Below are 17,140 nucleotides of genomic sequence, written 5' to 3' on the forward strand. Positions count from 1 at the left end.
AGATTCCTTGTGAATCTGGTTTTTTATTATAAGGATATAGAAAGAAACAAAGATGTATTAAGGTTTTTGTAACCCATTTTCCAGGGTTTTATAGCCAATTGGCAATCAGTGGATTTGACAGGACCGGAAATTTTCCGTATCCTTTAGACTTGTGATAAAGAGAAACTTCAGCCAGCGGGGGCTCTTCATCCTCCGCTGATTTTTAGTTGATCGGTTCGGACTTTGACGGTCAGTGGACGGCTATTTATTTGAATAGGGTCTGCTGACCGTTAAAGCGGCAAAAAAAGAAAGAGGAGAGGGATTATATGAAAAAAGTAACCAATGTTTTTTGGATTGCTCTTGCACTGGCATTACTGGCCATTGGCTTTGGCGCATTTGCACCCGATAGTTTTGCAGAAGTTACAGGAAATATAAAAACATTCCTAACAACTTCGTTCGGATGGTATTATTTGCTAATCGTTTCTATCATCGTTCTATTCTGTTTGTTTTTCCTTATCAGTCCGATGGGACAAATCAAATTAGGTAAAGACTCAGATAAGCCCGAGTTTTCATTTGGGACATGGATTGCCATGCTGTTTTCAGCAGGAATGGGAATCGGTTTAGTATTTTGGGGAGCTGCGGAACCGATATCGCATTTTGCGATTGATCCGGCAACTGCGGAACCTGGAAGTGCTGAAGCTATGCGTGAATCAATGCGTTTCAGCTTTTTCCACTGGGGAATTCATGCATGGGCTATATACGCCGTCGTAGCATTAGCACTAGCATATTCACAGTTCCGAAAAGGGGAACCTGGATTGATCTCAGCTACGTTAAAGCCAATATTTGGAGATAAGATGAAAGGTCCTTGGGGAACGTTTGTAGACATTATTGCTGTTTTTGCAACAGTAGTTGGTGTTGCGACGACTTTAGGCTTTGGTGCTATTCAAATTAACGGTGGACTTGCATATTTGTTTGACGGAATACAAGAAGATGACTTTGTCGTTCAACTAATTATTATTGCGATTGTAACGGTATTGTTTATGATTTCAGCATGGAGTGGGCTAAGTAAAGGGATTAAATACCTTTCAAATGCTAATATGGTGCTAGCTATCGCTTTACTAGGAGCAATGATAATTCTTGGGCCAACTCTATTAATCATGAATATGTTTACTGATACAATCGGTACTTATTTCCAAAATATAGTTCAAATGAGTTTCCGTGCAGCGCCAATTGATGGCGAAAATCGTTCTTGGATTGATGGCTGGACAATCTTTTATTGGGCTTGGTGGATTTCATGGTCTCCATTTGTTGGTGTATTCATTGCACGTGTTTCGAGAGGACGAACAATTCGTCAATTCCTACTAGGCGTTTTGATGATTCCTGCATTCGTTAGTTTTCTTTGGTTTGCGGCTTTCGGTACAACAGCAATTGATGTTCAACAAAGTGGTGTAGATTTAACAGGGTTATTGACAGAGCAAACTTTGTTTGCCGTCTTTAATGAGTTGCCATTTGGTGTATTGCTTTCAGTTATAGCGGTATTCCTAATTACGACGTTCTTTGTTACTTCTGCCGACTCTGCGACATTTGTCCTTGGAATGCAAACAACAGGTGGTTCACTGTATCCACAAAACTCAGTGAAATTGACATGGGGAGTTGCACAATCAGCAATCGCTGTAATTCTTTTGTCTACTGGTGGACTTGATACATTGCAGACAGTATTAATTATTGTGGCATTCCCGTTCTCCATCATCATCTTATTAATGATGACATCCTTCTATAAGGCAGTAACAATCGAATACAAAGCTATAAAACGTAAACGTTAAAACCGCCGCTTCGGCGGTTTTTTCATTACATAAGCGTTATAATAAAGCGCAAGCAATAAAAAGGTGGAGGATTTTTAATATGGAAAAACCACATGTGTTATTAATCGATGGCATGGCATTACTATTTCGCTCGTTTTTTGCAACATCGGCTGTAAACCAGTATTTTAGAACAGCTGAAGGCTTGGCGACAAATGGCGTACAAGGATTTACACGCCACGTATTAGCGGCAAAAACAATGATGAAGCCAACACATATGGCAGTTTGTTGGGATATGGGATCTAAAACTTTCCGCACCGATTTGTTCGACGGTTATAAAGCAAATCGGCCAGCACCTCCAGAAGACATGGTGCACCAGTTTGACTGGGCGCAAGAAATTTCTAGTCAACTTGGTTGGAAAAATTACGGCGAAGCGGGGATCGAAGCCGATGACTTTATCGGATCCTTTACGAAGCAATGGCAAGACCAAGTAGACTTCACCATCATCACAGGGGACAAAGATATGCTGCAATTGTTGACACCTTCTGTCAATATTGCGTTTATGAAAAAAGGCTTTCACGTTTACGACGTTTATACAGAATCACGGTTTATTGAAGAATACGGGATTCAACCGTCACAATTTGCAGATGTAAAAGCGTTTATGGGCGATCCGAGTGATGGTTATCCTGGCGTAAAAGGCATTGGACCAAAAACGGCTCTTCAACTTATTCAAAACTATGGTTCAACGGATGGCGTACTAGAAGCTATCGACGAATTAAAGCCGGCACAGAAAAAGAAAATTGATGAGCATAAGGAAATGTTGTTATTATCAAAAAAACTGGCTGTCATCAAATGTGACATCCAGTTGGACGTGTCACTAGAAGAAATTACCGTTCCAAGTTACACAAATGACCATATTCAATTATGTCGCGACCAACAATTAACATTGCTCGCTAAACAGCTCGAGAAAAATATCGGTGTTACAAATGATCCTTGGGTATGATTTTAACAAAAGTTAATACGTTCTGATTTTCTTGATAAGAAACCGTCCGCATTTTGCTGGGGCGGTTTTTTTGTCCGTTGTCATGAATATAAAGGATAAGGTCATTCGTCTTTTGCTCAAAGCCAATTAACGGTACCCAGTGATAGCTATATAACGGTTTTGAAAACCAATGAAACGTGAAATAGCGATCAAACTTCATCGCAAGTGGACGGCCAGCTAGCAATTCTTCTTTTACTTCTTGAATAGCGCTGATTTTTTCAACTTCATAGCGCATGCCACCGGTTTTTCGGAAGTTTTTTACGAGTCTCCAAGTAAATAATCCGATCGGAGTCGTACCGAGTAAACGGTAAAGTTGGTTTATCCCAATTTCAAGCTGCTCATAATGTTGCAATATGGCTGCTATAGTTACTGGACCACATGCAGAAGACCGATATTTTTTCGATATGTGTTCATCGTATTGGGAAAGTCCTTGAAAAGCGATTAGTTTTTTCATGGGTTAGACCTCCGCATCGTCACTTACGATTTATAAAATCACATTTTGGGTACCAATTTTTTATTTTCATTAAGTACATGTTCAAGTGCTACTTTAAAAGTTGTATAAACTTCTAATTCAACTTGAATACCGGCATGGACAATTTCACGTACAAATAGCGGATTAAAGCCGACATAAATAGCACGTAAGCCCATTAATCCAAGAGCGGAGTTTAATTGGCTTAATTCACTTGCCAGTCCATTATAGTCAAACTCCATCAAGTCATCAGTAGTTACTCCTGTAAAATCAAAGATCACCCGTTCGGTATCTCGATGTTTTTCTGCGTACTCTAAAACTGCCGTACGGATCATATCGAAACGGTCCGTGAAAATAAAACCTGCAATTGGCACTAAAATCGTTTTGGGTACAACCGATGGAATAATCGGGGCCGACATATTTTTAATCAGCTTTTTAAAATAAACTAGCTGTTCTTGTAATTGTTTTATTTCCTGTTTTGGATCCATTCCTATACCTCCGAAAGTTGTTATAAGTGTCAATCGTATAGCTGTTCACACTATAACAGTTTTTATATAAAGTGGTACTTCTTATAGTATAGTGAAAAAAATGAGTAGGCGGGAGCCTACTCATTTTGATCGTTTAAAAAGTTTGTAACCGATTCTGGTGATTTAGCATTTGCGCTGTGAAGGTGAGCTGTTTTTTCTCCGCCTTTAAAGACTAGCAAGCTTGGAATTCCCATTACTTCATATTTTTCAGCAATGTTTGGAAGTTCATCGCGGTTAACGTCCACCCATTGGTATTGATTGTATTCTTCAACGATTGGATCGATAAACATATCCATTCTTCTACAGTCTGGGCACCAGCCGGCTTGGAATTTTACGATAACTGGTTGTTCGCCGTTAATAACTTCATTAAATTGTTCAGTTGTATTAAGTGATTTCATTTAGATAGCCTCCTTATAGGTTCTCTTCCAGTTTAGCGTGCTTTTAGTAAATCGCAAATTATTTGTTTTTGAAAATTTTAGGGAATTTTAACGATTAAATATTGCGAAAATAAGAAAAATAACTTACACTTAAAGACATAGGAGAACGTTCTATTTTTTTAAACTAAAAATGAATGAGCATTCATTCAAAAATTCAAGGAGGGTTTGCTAGTGGCTTACCAAATTAGAAAAGCGGCTGTACTCGGTTCAGGTGTTATGGGTTCAGGAATTGCAGCGCACCTTGCAAATATAGGAATTCCAGTTGTATTACTTGATATTGTTCCGCGTGAATTGTCGAAAGAAGAACAAGCAAAAGGATTAACGCTTGAAGACAAAGCGGTACGTAATCGTATGGCAACAGGCTCCATTCAAAAACTACTTAAACAAAAACCAGCTCCATTAACAGCTAAAAAGAATCTTCAGTTGATCACACCAGGAAATCTAGAAGATGATTTAGAAAAACTAAAAGATGTTGATTGGATTATAGAAGTCATTGTTGAAAATCTTGATGTAAAGAAATCTTTATACGAAAAAATTGATGGTGTAAGAAAAGAAGGAACGATTATTTCTTCAAATACATCAGGCATTAGCATTAACGCAATGGTCGAAGGACGTTCAGAAGACTTTGGGAAACATTTCTTAGGAACGCATTTCTTTAATCCACCACGTTACTTGAAATTGCTCGAAATCATTCCAGCAAAAACGACAGCTCCAGAAGTATTAGAGTTCATGACAACATTTGGAGAAGATCAATTGGGCAAAGGCGTGGTTATTGCAAAAGACACACCAAACTTTATAGCTAATCGAATTGGTACTTATGGTTTGCTTGTCACGTTACGTGAGATGATGGCACGTGGCTACTCGATCGGTGAAGTAGACTCTGTAACTGGACCATTAATCGGTCGTCCAAAATCAGCTACGTTTAGAACATTAGATGTTGTAGGTCTAGATACGTTCATGCATGTTTCTAAAAATGTATACGATCAAACTTCAGGCGAAGAACAGAAAGTTTTTGACGCACCAGAATTCATGAAAAAAATGGTGGAAAAAGGCTGGTTAGGAGCGAAATCCGGTCAAGGTTTCTTCTTGAAAAAAGACAAAGAGATTTTAGAACTCGATCCTGAAACATTGGAGTATCGTCCAGCCGGAAAATTGAAAACGCCTTCACAAGAAGTGGCAAAACAACAAAAAGGTCTCGCAGCTAAAATGAAAACGCTTGTTTACGCAGAAGATCGTACGGGCGAATTACTTTGGAGCATACTTTCTCCAACATTGCGCTATTCGGCTGAATTGAACGAGGAAATTTCAGATGACATTGTTGCTATCGATAATGCCATGAAATGGGGCTTTGGCTGGGAACAAGGACCGTTTGAAACATGGGATGCAATTGGCGTAAAAAAATCTGTAGAAAAAATGACACAAGAAGGCCATACCGTTCCAGCATTTGTACAAGCTCTAATAGATAGTGGGAACGAAAATTTCTATAAAGAACAAGAAGGCGATCTATATTTCTTTGATGGCACGACTTATAAGCCAGTGCCAGTCAATGAAAAAGTTATCGATTTAAAACGTTATAAGAAAAAGCATGGTGTCATCAAATCTAATTCAGGTGCCAGCTTAATCGATTTAGGCGACGGAATTGCGTTATTAGAATTCCATTCACGCTCAAATGCAATTGGTTTAGACATTATGCAAATGATCAATTTCGCAGTTGATGAAGTTGATAAAAATTACAAAGGACTTGTCATCGGCAATCAAGGCAAAAACTTCTGTGTTGGTGCTAACTTGGGCATGATCTTAATGGAAGCGCAAGATGATAATATTTTTGAACTTGATTTCACGATCAAAACGTTCCAAAACGCCATGATGAAACTCAAATACAGCAACAAACCAGTTGTGGCAGCACCATTTGGCATGGCTCTTGGTGGCGGAGCAGAAGTAACGTTACCAGTAGCGCATATTCAAGCTTCAATGGAAACGTATATGGGTCTTGTTGAAGTAGGTGTTGGGTTAATTCCAGGCGGCGGCGGTAACAAAGAGCTTTATATGAAACAGTTGAAAGGTTTGCCAAACGGCGTAACGATTGATTACTTGAATATCGCTACGAAAGTATTCGAATCAATCGCGATGGCTAAAGTGTCAACTTCGGCAGAAGAAGCACGTGAAAACAACTTCTTAAACTTTGTAGATGGCATCAGCGTTAATAACGACCATCTCATTTACGATGCAAAGCAAGCGGCTCTTTCATTGTATGAAAATGGTTACCAAGCACCATTGCGTGAAAAAGTTCCAGTTCCAGGTGAGCCAGGTTATGCAACGCTTCTTTTAGGCGCAGAAGGCATGTTCATTTCTGGTTATATTAGCGAACACGACTTGAAAATTGCTAAAAAACTAGCGTTTGTTCTAGCGGGTGGCAAAGTTCCGTATGGCACAAAAGTAGATGAGCAATATTTGCTTGATCTTGAACGTCAAGCGTTCTTAAGCCTAGTAGCAGAACCAAAAACCCAGCAACGTATGCAACATATGCTGGTTAAAGGAAAGCCATTACGTAATTAATTAACCGTTGATATAAAAGGAGGAAACACATATGCGTGAAGCAGTAATAGTGGCCAGTGCTCGAACACCGGTCGGAAAAGCGACAAAAGGTTCGTTAGCAACTGTGCGACCGGATGATTTCGGTGCGTTAGTTGTTCGAGAAGCGCTACAACGAGCAGGTGGCTACGACGGACCCATCGATGATTTAATCATGGGTTGTGCAATGCCAGAAGCAGAACAGGGCATGAACATTGCTCGCAATATCGGAGCACTTGCAGGATTGCCGGACACAGTTCCCGCTGTCACTGTAAACCGTTTCTGTTCTTCGGGTCTTCAAACAATCGCCTATGCGGCAGAACGGATTATGGTCGGGTCGGCCGAAGCGATTATCGCAGGCGGCGTAGAATCAATGAGTATGGTGCCAATGATGGGTAATGTTATTCGTCCAAATTCTAAATTAGCTGAAACAGCTCCTCAATATTATATGAGCATGGGTCACACAGCAGAACAAGTTGCGACAAAATACGGCGTGAGCCGTGATGACCAAGATGCATTTGCAGTTCGCTCTCATGAAAAAGCGGCAGCAGCCATCGCAGCTGGACACTTTGATGATGAAATCGTACCAGTTGAAGTAACAAAGCGTTACGTCGACGAAAACAATAAATACCAAGAAAAAAATCTATGTTCTCAATGGACGAAGGCGTTCGTCACGGAACGAATTCAGACGGACTCGGTAAGCTGCGTCCAGCTTTCTCAGCACGCGGATCGGTTACGGCTGGGAACTCATCTCAAACTTCAGATGGAGCTGGTGCATTGCTGGTTATGGACCGTGAAAAAGCAGAAGCACTTGGACTCAAACCAATCGCTAAGTTCCGTTCATTCGCAACAGGCGGCGTACCACCAGAAATTATGGGGATTGGACCTATTGTCGCAATCCCAAAAGCATTAAAATTAGCTGGACTAACGATTGACGACATCGATGTATGGGAACTAAACGAAGCATTCGCATCGCAGTCACTTGGCGTTATTCGTGAACTTGGTCTGGATATCGACAAAGTAAACTTTAACGGTGGTGCAATCGCACTTGGCCATCCACTAGGCGCAACAGGCTCGATCTTAACAATTCGCATGATGAGCGAATTAAAACGCCAAGGCAAACAATTTGGTGTCGTAACAATGTGTATCGGCGGAGGAATGGGCGCAGCAGGCGTCTTTGAAATGTTGTAGAGAATAGGCGTAGGGTAATAGTCGCTTCGGCCGCTTTGGGCATGGCTCCCGCCATGAGGCCGAGAAAAGCACTCGTCTCATAGCTTCGCCTAGCCCGTGGACGCGCCTAAGCTATTAGCTGTCTGTCGAAAAGATATTAAAACTCGATACCTATCAAAAGAAGAGAAAGTTCGCCATTAAAATTTAAAAGAATGAGTGGAAGGCGGCGACTCCTTGGGGATCAGGCCGAGGTGAAGACCCTGGACTGAGCAAAGCGAGGGAAGCGGCTTCAGCCGGCCCCCCAGGAAAGCGTCCGCCTGAAGCGAGTTTTTCGACCTATAACACAAATCATATAAGCAAGTAAAAACTAGGAGGAATTCAACATGGAACAAGAAAAAACATTGATCAAAGGCGGAAGCTTTTTAATCGAAGATGCAGATTTATCACGTGTGTTCACACCGGAAGATTTTACAGAAGAGCAAAAAATGATCGCGAAATCGACAGAGGATTACGTCAACACTGAAGTAATGCCAGTCGTAGAAAAGTTAGAAAATCATGAGTTTGAGCATTCGGTTCGTTTGTTGAAAACCGCTGGTGAGCTTGGACTACTTGGCGCAGATGTTCCTGAGCAGTACGGCGGTCTTGGATTAGACAAAATTGCTTCGGCTTTAATTGCTGAAAAAATGTCTAAAGCGGGTGGATTCTCAATTACTCACGGAGCACATGTTGGAATTGGATCATTGCCAATCGTTTTATTTGGTAACGAAGAACAAAAGCAAAGCTATTTGCCGCGTTTAGCAACTGGTGAAATGATTGCAGCTTACGCATTAACTGAGCCGAGTTCAGGGTCTGACGCATTAGGCGCTAAAACAGTCGCGAAGTTAAATGAAGCAGGTACGCATTACGTATTAAACGGTGAAAAACAATGGATCACCAATGCTGGATTTGCGGATGTTTTCGTGGTATATGCAAAAATTGATGGAGACAAATTCTCTGCCTTTATCGTTGAACGTGAATTCCCGGGCGTGTCTGTTGGGCCAGAAGAAAAGAAAATGGGCATTAAATCGTCTTCAACACGTACGTTAATTCTTGAAGATGCGGAAGTTCCTGTTGAAAACCTACTAGGCGAAGCAGGACGTGGACATATAATCGCGTTCAATATTTTGAATATCGGTCGTTATAAATTAGGGGTAGGCACAATTGGTGCTTCTAAACGTGCGATGGAATTGACGATTCCTTATACAAACCAGCGTCAACAGTTTAAAACACCTATTTCATCGTTTAATTTAACACGCGAAAAATTAGCGACAATGGCATCTAAATTATATGCTGTTGAAAGTTCTGTTTATCGTACAGTTGGATTGTTTGAAGATCGCATGAGCGGATTTACGGATGAACAGCAAGCAGATGGCAAACTAGTAGCCGATTCTATCGCAGAATTTGCAGTAGAATGTTCGTTAAACAAATTCTTCGGTACGGAAACATTGGACTATATCGTAGACGAAGGCGTTCAATTGCATGGTGGTTATGGCTTTATGCAAGAATACGAAATTGAGCGCATTTACCGCGATTCTCGAATTAACCGTATTTTTGAAGGAACAAATGAAATTAACCGCTTGCTCGTACCAGGTACATTATTACGTAAAGCTATGAAAGGCGAATTGCCGTTATTGCAACATGCTCAAAAATTGCAAGAAGAGCTATTAATGATGATGCCAGAAGAAGTAGGGACAGATGCGTTAGACCAAGAAAAATACTTGGTGAAAAATGCCAAGAAAATTGCTTTATTAGCTGCAGGATTAGCTGCACAAACGTATGGCTCTAAACTAGAAGCTGAGCAAGAAGTGCTTGTCAACATTGCAGATATCGTAAGTAATGTCTTTGCTATGGAGTCAGTTGTGCTTCGTACGGAGAAAGCAATTGCCGCTTCAGGTGAAGAAAAAGCGAAGCAAAAACTTCTTTATACACAAATTTATTGCCAAGAAGCATTTGATCAAATTGAACGAGATGCAAAAGAAACATTAATCGCTGCAATCGAAGGCGATAACCAACGTATGATGTTATCGGCTTTACGCAAATTAACGCGCTCAACTCCTTATAACGTTATTGCGAAAAAACGTGAAGCTGCTGTTAAGTTGATCGACGTTGAAAAATACGTCGTGTAAGACAATCTAGGATATGGCAATCCCGCTTATAGTGGGGTTGCCTATTTTTATTCATCGACCAATGTCTTTCTTTTTGGTAAGCTAAGAAAAAAGGGAGGTTCTAACTTGATTACTTATTACGCATATCCTAAATGTATGACTTGCCGTAAAGCGAAAAGCTGGCTAGAGAAAAATGGTGTAGAGTACAATGAAATACATATATCAGAAAATCCACCAACGAAAGAACAACTTTCGGAAATTCATAAAGCTAGCGGCTTGGATTTAAAGAAATTTTTCAATACGAGTGGCTTGGTTTATCGATCGCTTAGTTTAAAAGATAAATTGTCTACTATGAGCGAAGATCAGCAGTTAGAGCTACTTGCTTCTAATGGGATGTTGATTAAACGTCCATTAGCATGGAATGGCGAAAAAGCGTTACTGGGCTTTAAAGAAACAGAATATCAAGATACGTGGCTTTAAGCGCATAGTGGCGCCTTGTATTTCACCGCTGTTTATGTCAAACTAAATTTGAATGAACTACATAATTTGGAGGGGTCAAGATGAGCACACCAGCAGAACTTCGTTATTCAAAAGAACATGAATGGGTTAAAATCGAAGATGGCAATGCACGTATCGGCATTACTCATTTCGCACAAGCTGAATTGGGAGACATCGTTTTCGTTGAACTTCCGCAAGTTGGAGACGAGCTGAAAAAAGATCAACCTTTCGGTAGCGTTGAATCTGTTAAAACGGTTTCGGAATTGTATGCACCAATTAGCGGTAAAGTGATTGAAGTTAACTCTGAGCTTGAAGATAGCCCAGAATTTGTTAACGAATCGCCTTACGAACAGGCTTGGATGGTCGTTATCGAAGCCCCTTCTGAAGAAGAAGTCAATGAATTGATGACTGCAGATCAATACAAAGAAATGACAAACGAGTAATTTCCGAAAAGCGCCAGCATCTTGGCGCTTTTTTTATTGGGTTTCGGAATTGGATTTCCTCTGAGCTTGAAAATGGACTAAGACCTCTATCATTGGTATTTTAAAAGTAAGCAAATTGACGAAGAGTTTTGTTTTCTATGTCAATTAGTTTTTGGAGCATTAATATGTGATGACTAGAAAGTAGCACTTATCATATTATTGATTCGATGGGGTGAGGGTTATGAAGGTGATTGTTGTAGAGGGGATTAGCGATAAGTTAAGAATCGCACCACTCATTGCAGAACCCGTGACGATTCTTTGTACAAATGGTACAGTTAGTGCAACAAGACTTGAAGAGCTGTTGCTACCATATGAAGGTCAGGATATCATCATCTTGGTGGATGCAGACTCCTCTGGAGAAAAGCTGCGGAAGCTAGTAAAGCGTGAGTTTCCTGAAGCTAGTCATTTTTATATCGACCGGTGCTATAAAGAAGTCGCCGCAACGCCGCTTAGTATATTGAAGGATGTACTCATCACAGCGAATATTCAAGTTAAAAAGCTATTAATAGAGGGATGAAGAATATGAAAGAATGGACACATAAAGAATGGTCAAAAGAAAAAAATACGCAAGACGTAACCGCCTATTATTTATATACACCGATGTGTGGAACGTGCCAAGTAGCTTCTAAAATGTTATCGGTCATCACGGAATTGTTACCAGACTTACCAATGGGCAAAGCCAACTTGAATTATGTTCAAGAAATTGCTGATCTTTATGAAGTGGAAAGCGTACCTTGCCTATTAATTACAGAAGGTGGCAAACTAAAAGAAAAAGTTTATGCTTTTCATTCGGTGCCTTATTTATATAATAAGTTAAAAGCTGTTGACGAATACAGTCGGTCGTGGTAAATTAGTTTTCTGATAAGAAAGCGAGAGTGCTTATTACAGGTTACTTGTTAAATAATTTCATATTGAACTCTTATTAAGAGCGGTGGAGGGAAGTGCCCTATGAAGCCCGGCAACCGTCATGAAAATGAAATGGTGCCAAGTCACTCAGAGCTAAAGCTTTGACAGATGAGAGATTGGTTTCCGTATAATATACGTTTGCCCTTCTGCTCATTTATGCGCAGAAGGGCTTTTTATTTTAGGATTTAGGGGTGTTAGAAGAATGATTGAGTTAAAGAAGGTAACAAAGAAATTCGATACGGGCAAAGCGATTCTTACAGCCGTTGACGAAGTCGATTTCTCCATTTCCGATGGAGAAATTTTTGGGATCATCGGATATAGCGGAGCAGGAAAAAGTACGTTAATCCGTTTATTGAATGGTTTGGAAAAACCGACATCAGGAACTGTAGAAATAAACGGTCAAATGATCACAGCAATTAAAGGCGGAGAATTACGCAAAGCCCGCCAAAAAGTCAGCATGATTTTCCAACATTTCAACTTGCTTTGGTCTCGTACTGTAAAAGAAAATATTGAATTTCCACTAGAGATTGCGGGAGTGGCCAAATCACAACGAGGAAAGCGAGTACAAGAACTTATCGAGCTTGTTGGATTAGCTGGTCGAGAAAACGCATATCCTTCCGAACTGTCTGGCGGACAAAAGCAACGTGTTGGTATTGCTCGTGCGTTAGCAAATGACCCAGAAGTGTTGTTGTGTGATGAAGCAACCTCGGCACTTGATCCAGAAACGACAGATGCTATTTTAGACTTACTCGTGGACATCAACAAACGTCTAGGATTAACCATTGTGTTAATCACCCATGAAATGCATGTTATTCGGAAAATATGTCATCGGGTAGCTGTGATGGAAGGCGGCCGAGTGGTTGAACTTGGAGATGTATTAAATGTTTTCCAATCACCACAAGCAGAAATCACGAAGCGCTTTGTTGCACAAGTAGCCGATAGCGGAGATTCACAAGAAACCATTAAAAACTTGCGGGAATTATACCCAACAGGTGAATTAGTGAAATTGGTCTTTGTTGGTGAACAAACTGAAAAGCCTCTATTAACAAAATTGATTCGCAGCCATTCGGTTGACGTCAATATTGTTCAAGGGAACATTTCACATACACAGCGAGGAGCGTACGGAACATTGATTTTGCAGTTAAAAGGTTCTTCAGCAGAAATTGAAGAAGCGTTGGCATTTCTTCGTGCAGAAGATATTCAAGCGGAGGTGATGCAAAATGATTGAGTCTTTATTTCCAAACGTTGACTGGGAAAGCATGTGGGAAGCGACACTTGAAACGCTTTACATGACGACGATATCGACTTTATTTACATTTATTATTGGGTTAGCACTTGGGATTCTCTTATTTTTGACAGCGCCTAAGCAATTATGGGCAAACAAAGTGGTCAATTGGTTAACTGGTGCATTCGTCAACATATTCCGCTCCATTCCATTTATCATTTTAATCATTCTATTAATCCCATTAACATTATTACTTATGGGAACAATTCGTGGACCTAATGCAGCTTTACCGGCATTGATAATTGGTTCAGCTCCATTTTATGCGCGAATGGTCTTGATCGCGTTAAAAGAAATCGATAAAGGCGTCATTGAAGCAGCTCGGTCAATGGGCGCGACAACTGGCACAATTATTTGGAAAGTATTATTACCAGAATCGAAACCCGCGTTAATCTCTGGTATTACAGTTACGGCTATCGCATTAGTTGGCTATACAGCCATGGCAGGAATTATCGGCGCAGGTGGTCTTGGTACACTGGCTTTCCTAGATGGCTTCCAACGAAGTCGTGAAGACGTCACATTGATGGCAACAATCTTAATTTTAATTATTGTCTTTATCATTCAATATATTGGTGATTTAGTCACAATTAAAGCTGACAAACGGTAAAAACGGATTTTCCGTTCTATAAATAACACACTAAAGGGAGAGATTAAGATGAAGAAATTTGTAGTAGGAACAGCGTTAACAGCATTAGTACTAGCAGGATGCGGAAACGGTGGAGCGAGCGAAGAAGAATCTGCAACATTACGCGTAGGAGCTTCTAACGTGCCTCACGCTGAAATTTTAGAAAAAGCGAAGCCTATGCTTGAAGAACAAGGAATTGACTTAGAAATCGAAACGTATCAGGATTACATCCTGCCAAATAAAGATTTAGAGTCTGGTGAAATTGATGCCAACTATTTCCAAACGGTGCCTTACTTAGAGACTCAAATAGCCGATAATGGTTATGAGTTTGAAAATGCTGGAGGGATTCATATTGAACCAATCGGTGTTTATTCACAAAAATATGCTTCTCTTGATGAACTACCACAAGATGCAACCATTTTGATGAGCAACTCGGTATCGGAGCAGGGTCGTATTTTATCGCTGCTTGAGGTAGAAGGCTTAATCACATTGGCAGAAGGTGTAGATAAAACATCGGCTGAAGTGAGTGATATTGTTGATAATCCGAAAAATTTACAGCTGGAGCCAGACTATGAAGCAGCTTTACTTGTTCAATTGTATGAATCGGGTGAAGGAGATGCAGTCTTGATCAACTCCAACTATGCAATTGATGCTGGTATCAGCCCTCTAGAAGATTCAATTGCAATAGAATCATCTGATTCGCCATATGTAAATATTATTACTGTGCGTGCAGGTGATGAAGATAACGAAAATGTGAAAGCATTAGTTGAAGTGTTAAAATCTCAGGAAATTCAAGATTTCATTTTGGAAGAGTGGGGCGGCTCAGTAGTACCAGTAGATTAATAAATGTAAAGCATCCGAGAGGGTGCTTTTTTTATTTTTTCAAAAAAATAAAAATATTTCGTGTTTTCTTATAAAGCTTACATTCTAATAAGGTCTGTGCTATTTTTGAATAATAAAAAAAGAAACAATTGTTCATATGAGGGGGACAGGTTGATGAAGTTCAATTTTGGTTTATTGCCGCGTATAGTAGTGGCGATTGTGTTAGGAGTTCTTATTGGTTTAGTTGCACCAGAGAATTTAGTACGTGTTTTTGCAACATTCACGTCGATTTTCGGTAATTTCTTAAACTTTGTGGTACCGTTAATTATTCTTGGATTTATTGCTCCAGGAATTGCGAAATTAGGAAAAGGTTCTGGTAAATTATTAGGGCTTGCTACTGGTATCGCCTACGCATCAACTGTTACGGCTGGGGTTTTAGCATTTTTTGTTGCAACAACCGTCTTGCCTAATTTTATGAAACAAGGTTCATTGAGCAATTTGGAGGATCCGGAGCATGCATTGGCAGCTTCGTTTATTGCACTTGAGATGACCCCTGTTTTTGGAGTAATGGCAGCATTAATTTTAGCTTTCTTATTAGGTATCGGGATGGCATCAACAGGTAGCAAAACAATGGTATCGTTTTTCGATGAATTCCAAGCAATTATCGAAAAAACAATTTCGTATATCATTATTCCACTTTTACCATTCCATATTTTTGGAATATTCGCCAACATGGCATATGGTGGAGCTGTATTTGAAATCTTGTCGTTATTCGGGATTGTCTTCTTAATGATTATTATTCTTCACTGGACAATGCTAATGCTACAGTATTCAGCGGCAGGTGCGTTAAAGGGAAGAAACCCATTCTCAATTTTAAAAACAATGATGCCCGCCTATTTTACGGCATTAGGAACTCAGTCTTCAGCAGCAACAATTCCGGTTACTTTGCGTCAAGCGCGCAAATCTGGAGCTAATGAGCGAGTAACAGATTTTACTGTTCCGTTGTTTGCGACAATTCATTTATCAGGGAGTACAATCACATTAGTATCTTGTGCGATTGGTGTTGTGCTATTGACAGGTGGAGTGCCATCATTCGGTAGTTTCTTCCCATTTATTTTAATGCTTGGCGTTACGATGATTGCGGCACCTGGAGTTCCAGGTGGAGCTGTTATGGCAGCAATCGGTTTGCTACAAAGTATGCTTGGTTTTGACGAAACAATGGTAGCGTTAATGATCGCACTTTATTTAGCGCAAGATAGCTTTGGTACTGCGGCTAACGTTACAGGAGACGGTGCACTAGCGCATATTGTTGATCGTTTCACAAATGGTCGTAAAAGTCTGCAATAATCAATGAAGTCTGGCGATTGCGACTATTCCCAAAAACTGTTCTATTGGTAATTTTTGTGTTATTATAACTATGATATTACACAATAGGGGGAACCATTATGAAGAAATTGTGGGCAATTGGACTTTCAGCAACATTTTTATTAACTGCTTGTTCTGAAGAAGAAGCAACTGAACCAAAAGAAACAACTACTAGCACTGACACTTCTGATGACACTTCAGAAGTGAAAAAAGAAATGATGAAATTTTATATGTCTATTCCAAACACAATCAATGCTGTAGATGCAGACTTGAATAAGTTTGAAATGGACCAAGCAGAAGAAGCTTTACCAAAAGGCGAAGAACTGCAACAAATGAAAGATGCAGCAATTTCTGCTAGTAACGAAGCAGCTAATGCAGTTGATTCATTGGAAATTCCAGAAACATTAAAAGATCAAGAAGAAGAAATCACTTCAGCATTTTCTGCTATGCGTGAATCTTATGAACTAAAAACTGAAGAATTATCAAAAGAAACGCCTTCTTTTGAAGCGGCAAATGAGAAATTTAATGAGGCGGATGCTCAGTTAAATGAAATACTAGAAGAACTAGGTTTAGCTGCTTCTAGTATTTATAACGAGGTATCACAATAAATAGTTAACCCTTTGACGAGAAATCGTCAAAGGGTTTTTTTATTAAATAAATCTAAGACAATAGTTCTGTTTTCAGATTAATTAGATTATTTGGGTGTTTATTTGATAATTAATGGGGTATAATAACAAAGTAATTATTAAAAAACCAAGTTTGAAAGGAATGGTTCATTATTGAATCGAACGGAATAGACAAGACGGAGAAAATGGAACAAGCATTTAGAAATGCACATGGCTTCGGAATTGATGAATATCAAAATAATACTGACAAAATTGTTGAAGTAGAACAGCGCCGCGAACAAGACTATCAGCTAGGCCAAAAAGTAGCCGGCCAGATCGAACGGCAAGTTCATAGAGACTAAATTAAACATATAAAACGTCAAGCCAGCATCCTCGGATGTTGGCTTTTTTAATGAT

General features: G+C 39.8%; 17 protein-coding genes, 1 pseudogene and 1 riboswitch. Of the genes and pseudogenes, 15 read left to right on the forward strand and 3 right to left on the reverse strand.

Annotation, left to right across the window (positions count from 1 at the left end):
- The first annotated feature begins 305 nt into the window (after positions 1 to 305).
- Complete coding sequence (locus BBI08_RS05530) at positions 306 to 1,802, forward strand: glycine betaine uptake BCCT transporter (protein ID WP_065527830.1); 1,497 nt, start codon at positions 306 to 308, stop codon at positions 1,800 to 1,802.
- A 79-nt stretch (positions 1,803 to 1,881) separates the two neighbouring features.
- A complete protein-coding gene (locus tag BBI08_RS05535; protein ID WP_008497724.1) occupies positions 1,882 to 2,781 on the forward strand; it encodes a 5'-3' exonuclease in 900 nt (299 codons plus the stop codon).
- On the opposite strand, the gene BBI08_RS05540 is transcribed toward BBI08_RS05535, so the two are convergent.
- The 3 genes from BBI08_RS05540 to BBI08_RS05550 form a co-directional block, all read right to left on the reverse strand.
- Positions 2,759 to 3,274 carry a C39 family peptidase gene (locus BBI08_RS05540; RefSeq protein WP_008497723.1) on the reverse strand — a complete coding sequence of 172 codons (516 nt, stop codon included), beginning with the start codon at positions 3,272 to 3,274 and terminating at the stop codon, positions 2,759 to 2,761. The two genes, BBI08_RS05535 and BBI08_RS05540, sit on opposite strands and share 23 nt — an antisense overlap.
- Before the next feature lie 38 nt (positions 3,275 to 3,312).
- Positions 3,313 to 3,777: an STAS domain-containing protein gene (locus BBI08_RS05545; RefSeq protein ID WP_008497721.1), complete on the reverse strand. Its 465-nt coding sequence runs from the start codon at positions 3,775 to 3,777 to the stop codon at positions 3,313 to 3,315.
- Between the two features lie 116 nt (positions 3,778 to 3,893).
- Complete coding sequence (locus tag BBI08_RS05550) at positions 3,894 to 4,214, reverse strand: thioredoxin family protein (RefSeq protein WP_065527831.1); 321 nt, start codon at positions 4,212 to 4,214, stop codon at positions 3,894 to 3,896.
- A gap of 210 nt (positions 4,215 to 4,424) precedes the next feature.
- Between BBI08_RS05550 and BBI08_RS05555 the strand changes: the two genes are divergently transcribed.
- From BBI08_RS05555 to BBI08_RS17105, 13 genes and pseudogenes are all read left to right on the forward strand, one after another.
- The gene (locus tag BBI08_RS05555) at positions 4,425 to 6,809 is read left to right on the forward strand and encodes a 3-hydroxyacyl-CoA dehydrogenase/enoyl-CoA hydratase family protein (RefSeq protein ID WP_065527832.1); all 2,385 of its coding nucleotides are present in this window, start codon (positions 4,425 to 4,427) and stop codon (positions 6,807 to 6,809) included.
- A 31-nt stretch (positions 6,810 to 6,840) separates the two neighbouring features.
- A pseudogene (locus BBI08_RS05560) lies at positions 6,841 to 8,015 on the forward strand (acetyl-CoA C-acetyltransferase).
- Between the two features lie 362 nt (positions 8,016 to 8,377).
- A complete protein-coding gene (locus tag BBI08_RS05565) occupies positions 8,378 to 10,159 on the forward strand; it encodes an acyl-CoA dehydrogenase family protein (RefSeq protein WP_065527833.1) in 1,782 nt (593 codons plus the stop codon).
- A 105-nt stretch (positions 10,160 to 10,264) separates the two neighbouring features.
- A complete protein-coding gene (locus BBI08_RS05570; RefSeq protein ID WP_008497717.1) occupies positions 10,265 to 10,618 on the forward strand; it encodes an arsenate reductase family protein in 354 nt (117 codons plus the stop codon).
- Between the two features lie 80 nt (positions 10,619 to 10,698).
- On the forward strand, positions 10,699 to 11,079 hold the full coding sequence (gene gcvH, locus BBI08_RS05575) for a glycine cleavage system protein GcvH (protein ID WP_008429509.1): 381 nt from the start codon (positions 10,699 to 10,701) through the stop codon (positions 11,077 to 11,079).
- Between the two features lie 220 nt (positions 11,080 to 11,299).
- Entirely contained in the window at positions 11,300 to 11,635 is a 336-nt protein-coding gene (locus BBI08_RS05580; RefSeq protein ID WP_008497716.1) for a toprim domain-containing protein, read from the forward strand.
- Positions 11,636 to 11,640: 5 nt separating this feature from the next.
- The gene (locus BBI08_RS05585) at positions 11,641 to 11,967 is read left to right on the forward strand and encodes a thioredoxin family protein (protein ID WP_065527834.1); all 327 of its coding nucleotides are present in this window, start codon (positions 11,641 to 11,643) and stop codon (positions 11,965 to 11,967) included.
- 67 nt (positions 11,968 to 12,034) lie between these two features.
- Positions 12,035 to 12,139, forward strand: a riboswitch (SAM riboswitch).
- An 87-nt stretch (positions 12,140 to 12,226) separates the two neighbouring features.
- Entirely contained in the window at positions 12,227 to 13,252 is a 1,026-nt protein-coding gene (locus BBI08_RS05590) for a methionine ABC transporter ATP-binding protein (protein WP_008497714.1), read from the forward strand.
- A complete protein-coding gene (locus BBI08_RS05595; RefSeq protein ID WP_008429504.1) occupies positions 13,245 to 13,913 on the forward strand; it encodes a methionine ABC transporter permease in 669 nt (222 codons plus the stop codon). The genes BBI08_RS05590 and BBI08_RS05595 overlap by 8 nt, the downstream gene beginning before the upstream one ends.
- 48 nt (positions 13,914 to 13,961) lie before the next feature.
- Positions 13,962 to 14,774, forward strand: a complete 813-nt coding sequence (locus BBI08_RS05600) for a MetQ/NlpA family ABC transporter substrate-binding protein (protein WP_008497713.1) — start codon at positions 13,962 to 13,964, stop codon at positions 14,772 to 14,774.
- A 153-nt stretch (positions 14,775 to 14,927) separates the two neighbouring features.
- The gene (locus BBI08_RS05605; RefSeq protein WP_008497712.1) at positions 14,928 to 16,100 is read left to right on the forward strand and encodes a dicarboxylate/amino acid:cation symporter; all 1,173 of its coding nucleotides are present in this window, start codon (positions 14,928 to 14,930) and stop codon (positions 16,098 to 16,100) included.
- A 98-nt stretch (positions 16,101 to 16,198) separates the two neighbouring features.
- Positions 16,199 to 16,726 (forward strand): hypothetical protein, encoded by a 528-nt coding sequence (locus tag BBI08_RS05610; RefSeq protein WP_065527835.1) that lies wholly within the window; start codon positions 16,199 to 16,201, stop codon positions 16,724 to 16,726.
- 203 nt (positions 16,727 to 16,929) lie between these two features.
- Positions 16,930 to 17,085 carry a YuzK family famiily protein gene (locus BBI08_RS17105; RefSeq protein WP_008497709.1) on the forward strand — a complete coding sequence of 52 codons (156 nt, stop codon included), beginning with the start codon at positions 16,930 to 16,932 and terminating at the stop codon, positions 17,083 to 17,085.
- Positions 17,086 to 17,140: the final 55 nt, after the last annotated feature.

Source organism: Planococcus halocryophilus (genome assembly GCF_001687585.2).
GTDB lineage: Bacteria > Bacillota > Bacilli > Bacillales_A > Planococcaceae > Planococcus > Planococcus halocryophilus.

Bases quoted from the DNA above. Each gene is read 5' to 3' on its own strand.
- BBI08_RS05585 (WP_065527834.1), top strand. From the start codon at position 11,641: ATGAAAGAATGGACACATAAAGAATGGTCAAAAGAAAAAAATACGCAA.
- BBI08_RS05605 (WP_008497712.1), top strand. From the start codon at position 14,928: ATGAAGTTCAATTTTGGTTTATTGCCGCGTATAGTAGTGGCGATTGTG.
- BBI08_RS05530 (WP_065527830.1), top strand. From the start codon at position 306: ATGAAAAAAGTAACCAATGTTTTTTGGATTGCTCTTGCACTGGCATTA.
- BBI08_RS05610 (WP_065527835.1), top strand. From the start codon at position 16,199: ATGAAGAAATTGTGGGCAATTGGACTTTCAGCAACATTTTTATTAACT.
- BBI08_RS05580 (WP_008497716.1), top strand. From the start codon at position 11,300: ATGAAGGTGATTGTTGTAGAGGGGATTAGCGATAAGTTAAGAATCGCA.
- BBI08_RS05545 (WP_008497721.1), bottom strand. From the start codon at position 3,777: ATGGATCCAAAACAGGAAATAAAACAATTACAAGAACAGCTAGTTTAT.
- BBI08_RS05565 (WP_065527833.1), top strand. From the start codon at position 8,378: ATGGAACAAGAAAAAACATTGATCAAAGGCGGAAGCTTTTTAATCGAA.
- BBI08_RS05600 (WP_008497713.1), top strand. From the start codon at position 13,962: ATGAAGAAATTTGTAGTAGGAACAGCGTTAACAGCATTAGTACTAGCA.
- BBI08_RS05595 (WP_008429504.1), top strand. From the start codon at position 13,245: ATGATTGAGTCTTTATTTCCAAACGTTGACTGGGAAAGCATGTGGGAA.
- BBI08_RS05590 (WP_008497714.1), top strand. From the start codon at position 12,227: ATGATTGAGTTAAAGAAGGTAACAAAGAAATTCGATACGGGCAAAGCG.
- BBI08_RS17105 (WP_008497709.1), top strand. From the start codon at position 16,930: ATGGAACAAGCATTTAGAAATGCACATGGCTTCGGAATTGATGAATAT.
- BBI08_RS05540 (WP_008497723.1), bottom strand. From the start codon at position 3,274: ATGAAAAAACTAATCGCTTTTCAAGGACTTTCCCAATACGATGAACAC.
- BBI08_RS05535 (WP_008497724.1), top strand. From the start codon at position 1,882: ATGGAAAAACCACATGTGTTATTAATCGATGGCATGGCATTACTATTT.
- BBI08_RS05550 (WP_065527831.1), bottom strand. From the start codon at position 4,214: ATGAAATCACTTAATACAACTGAACAATTTAATGAAGTTATTAACGGC.
- gcvH (WP_008429509.1), top strand. From the start codon at position 10,699: ATGAGCACACCAGCAGAACTTCGTTATTCAAAAGAACATGAATGGGTT.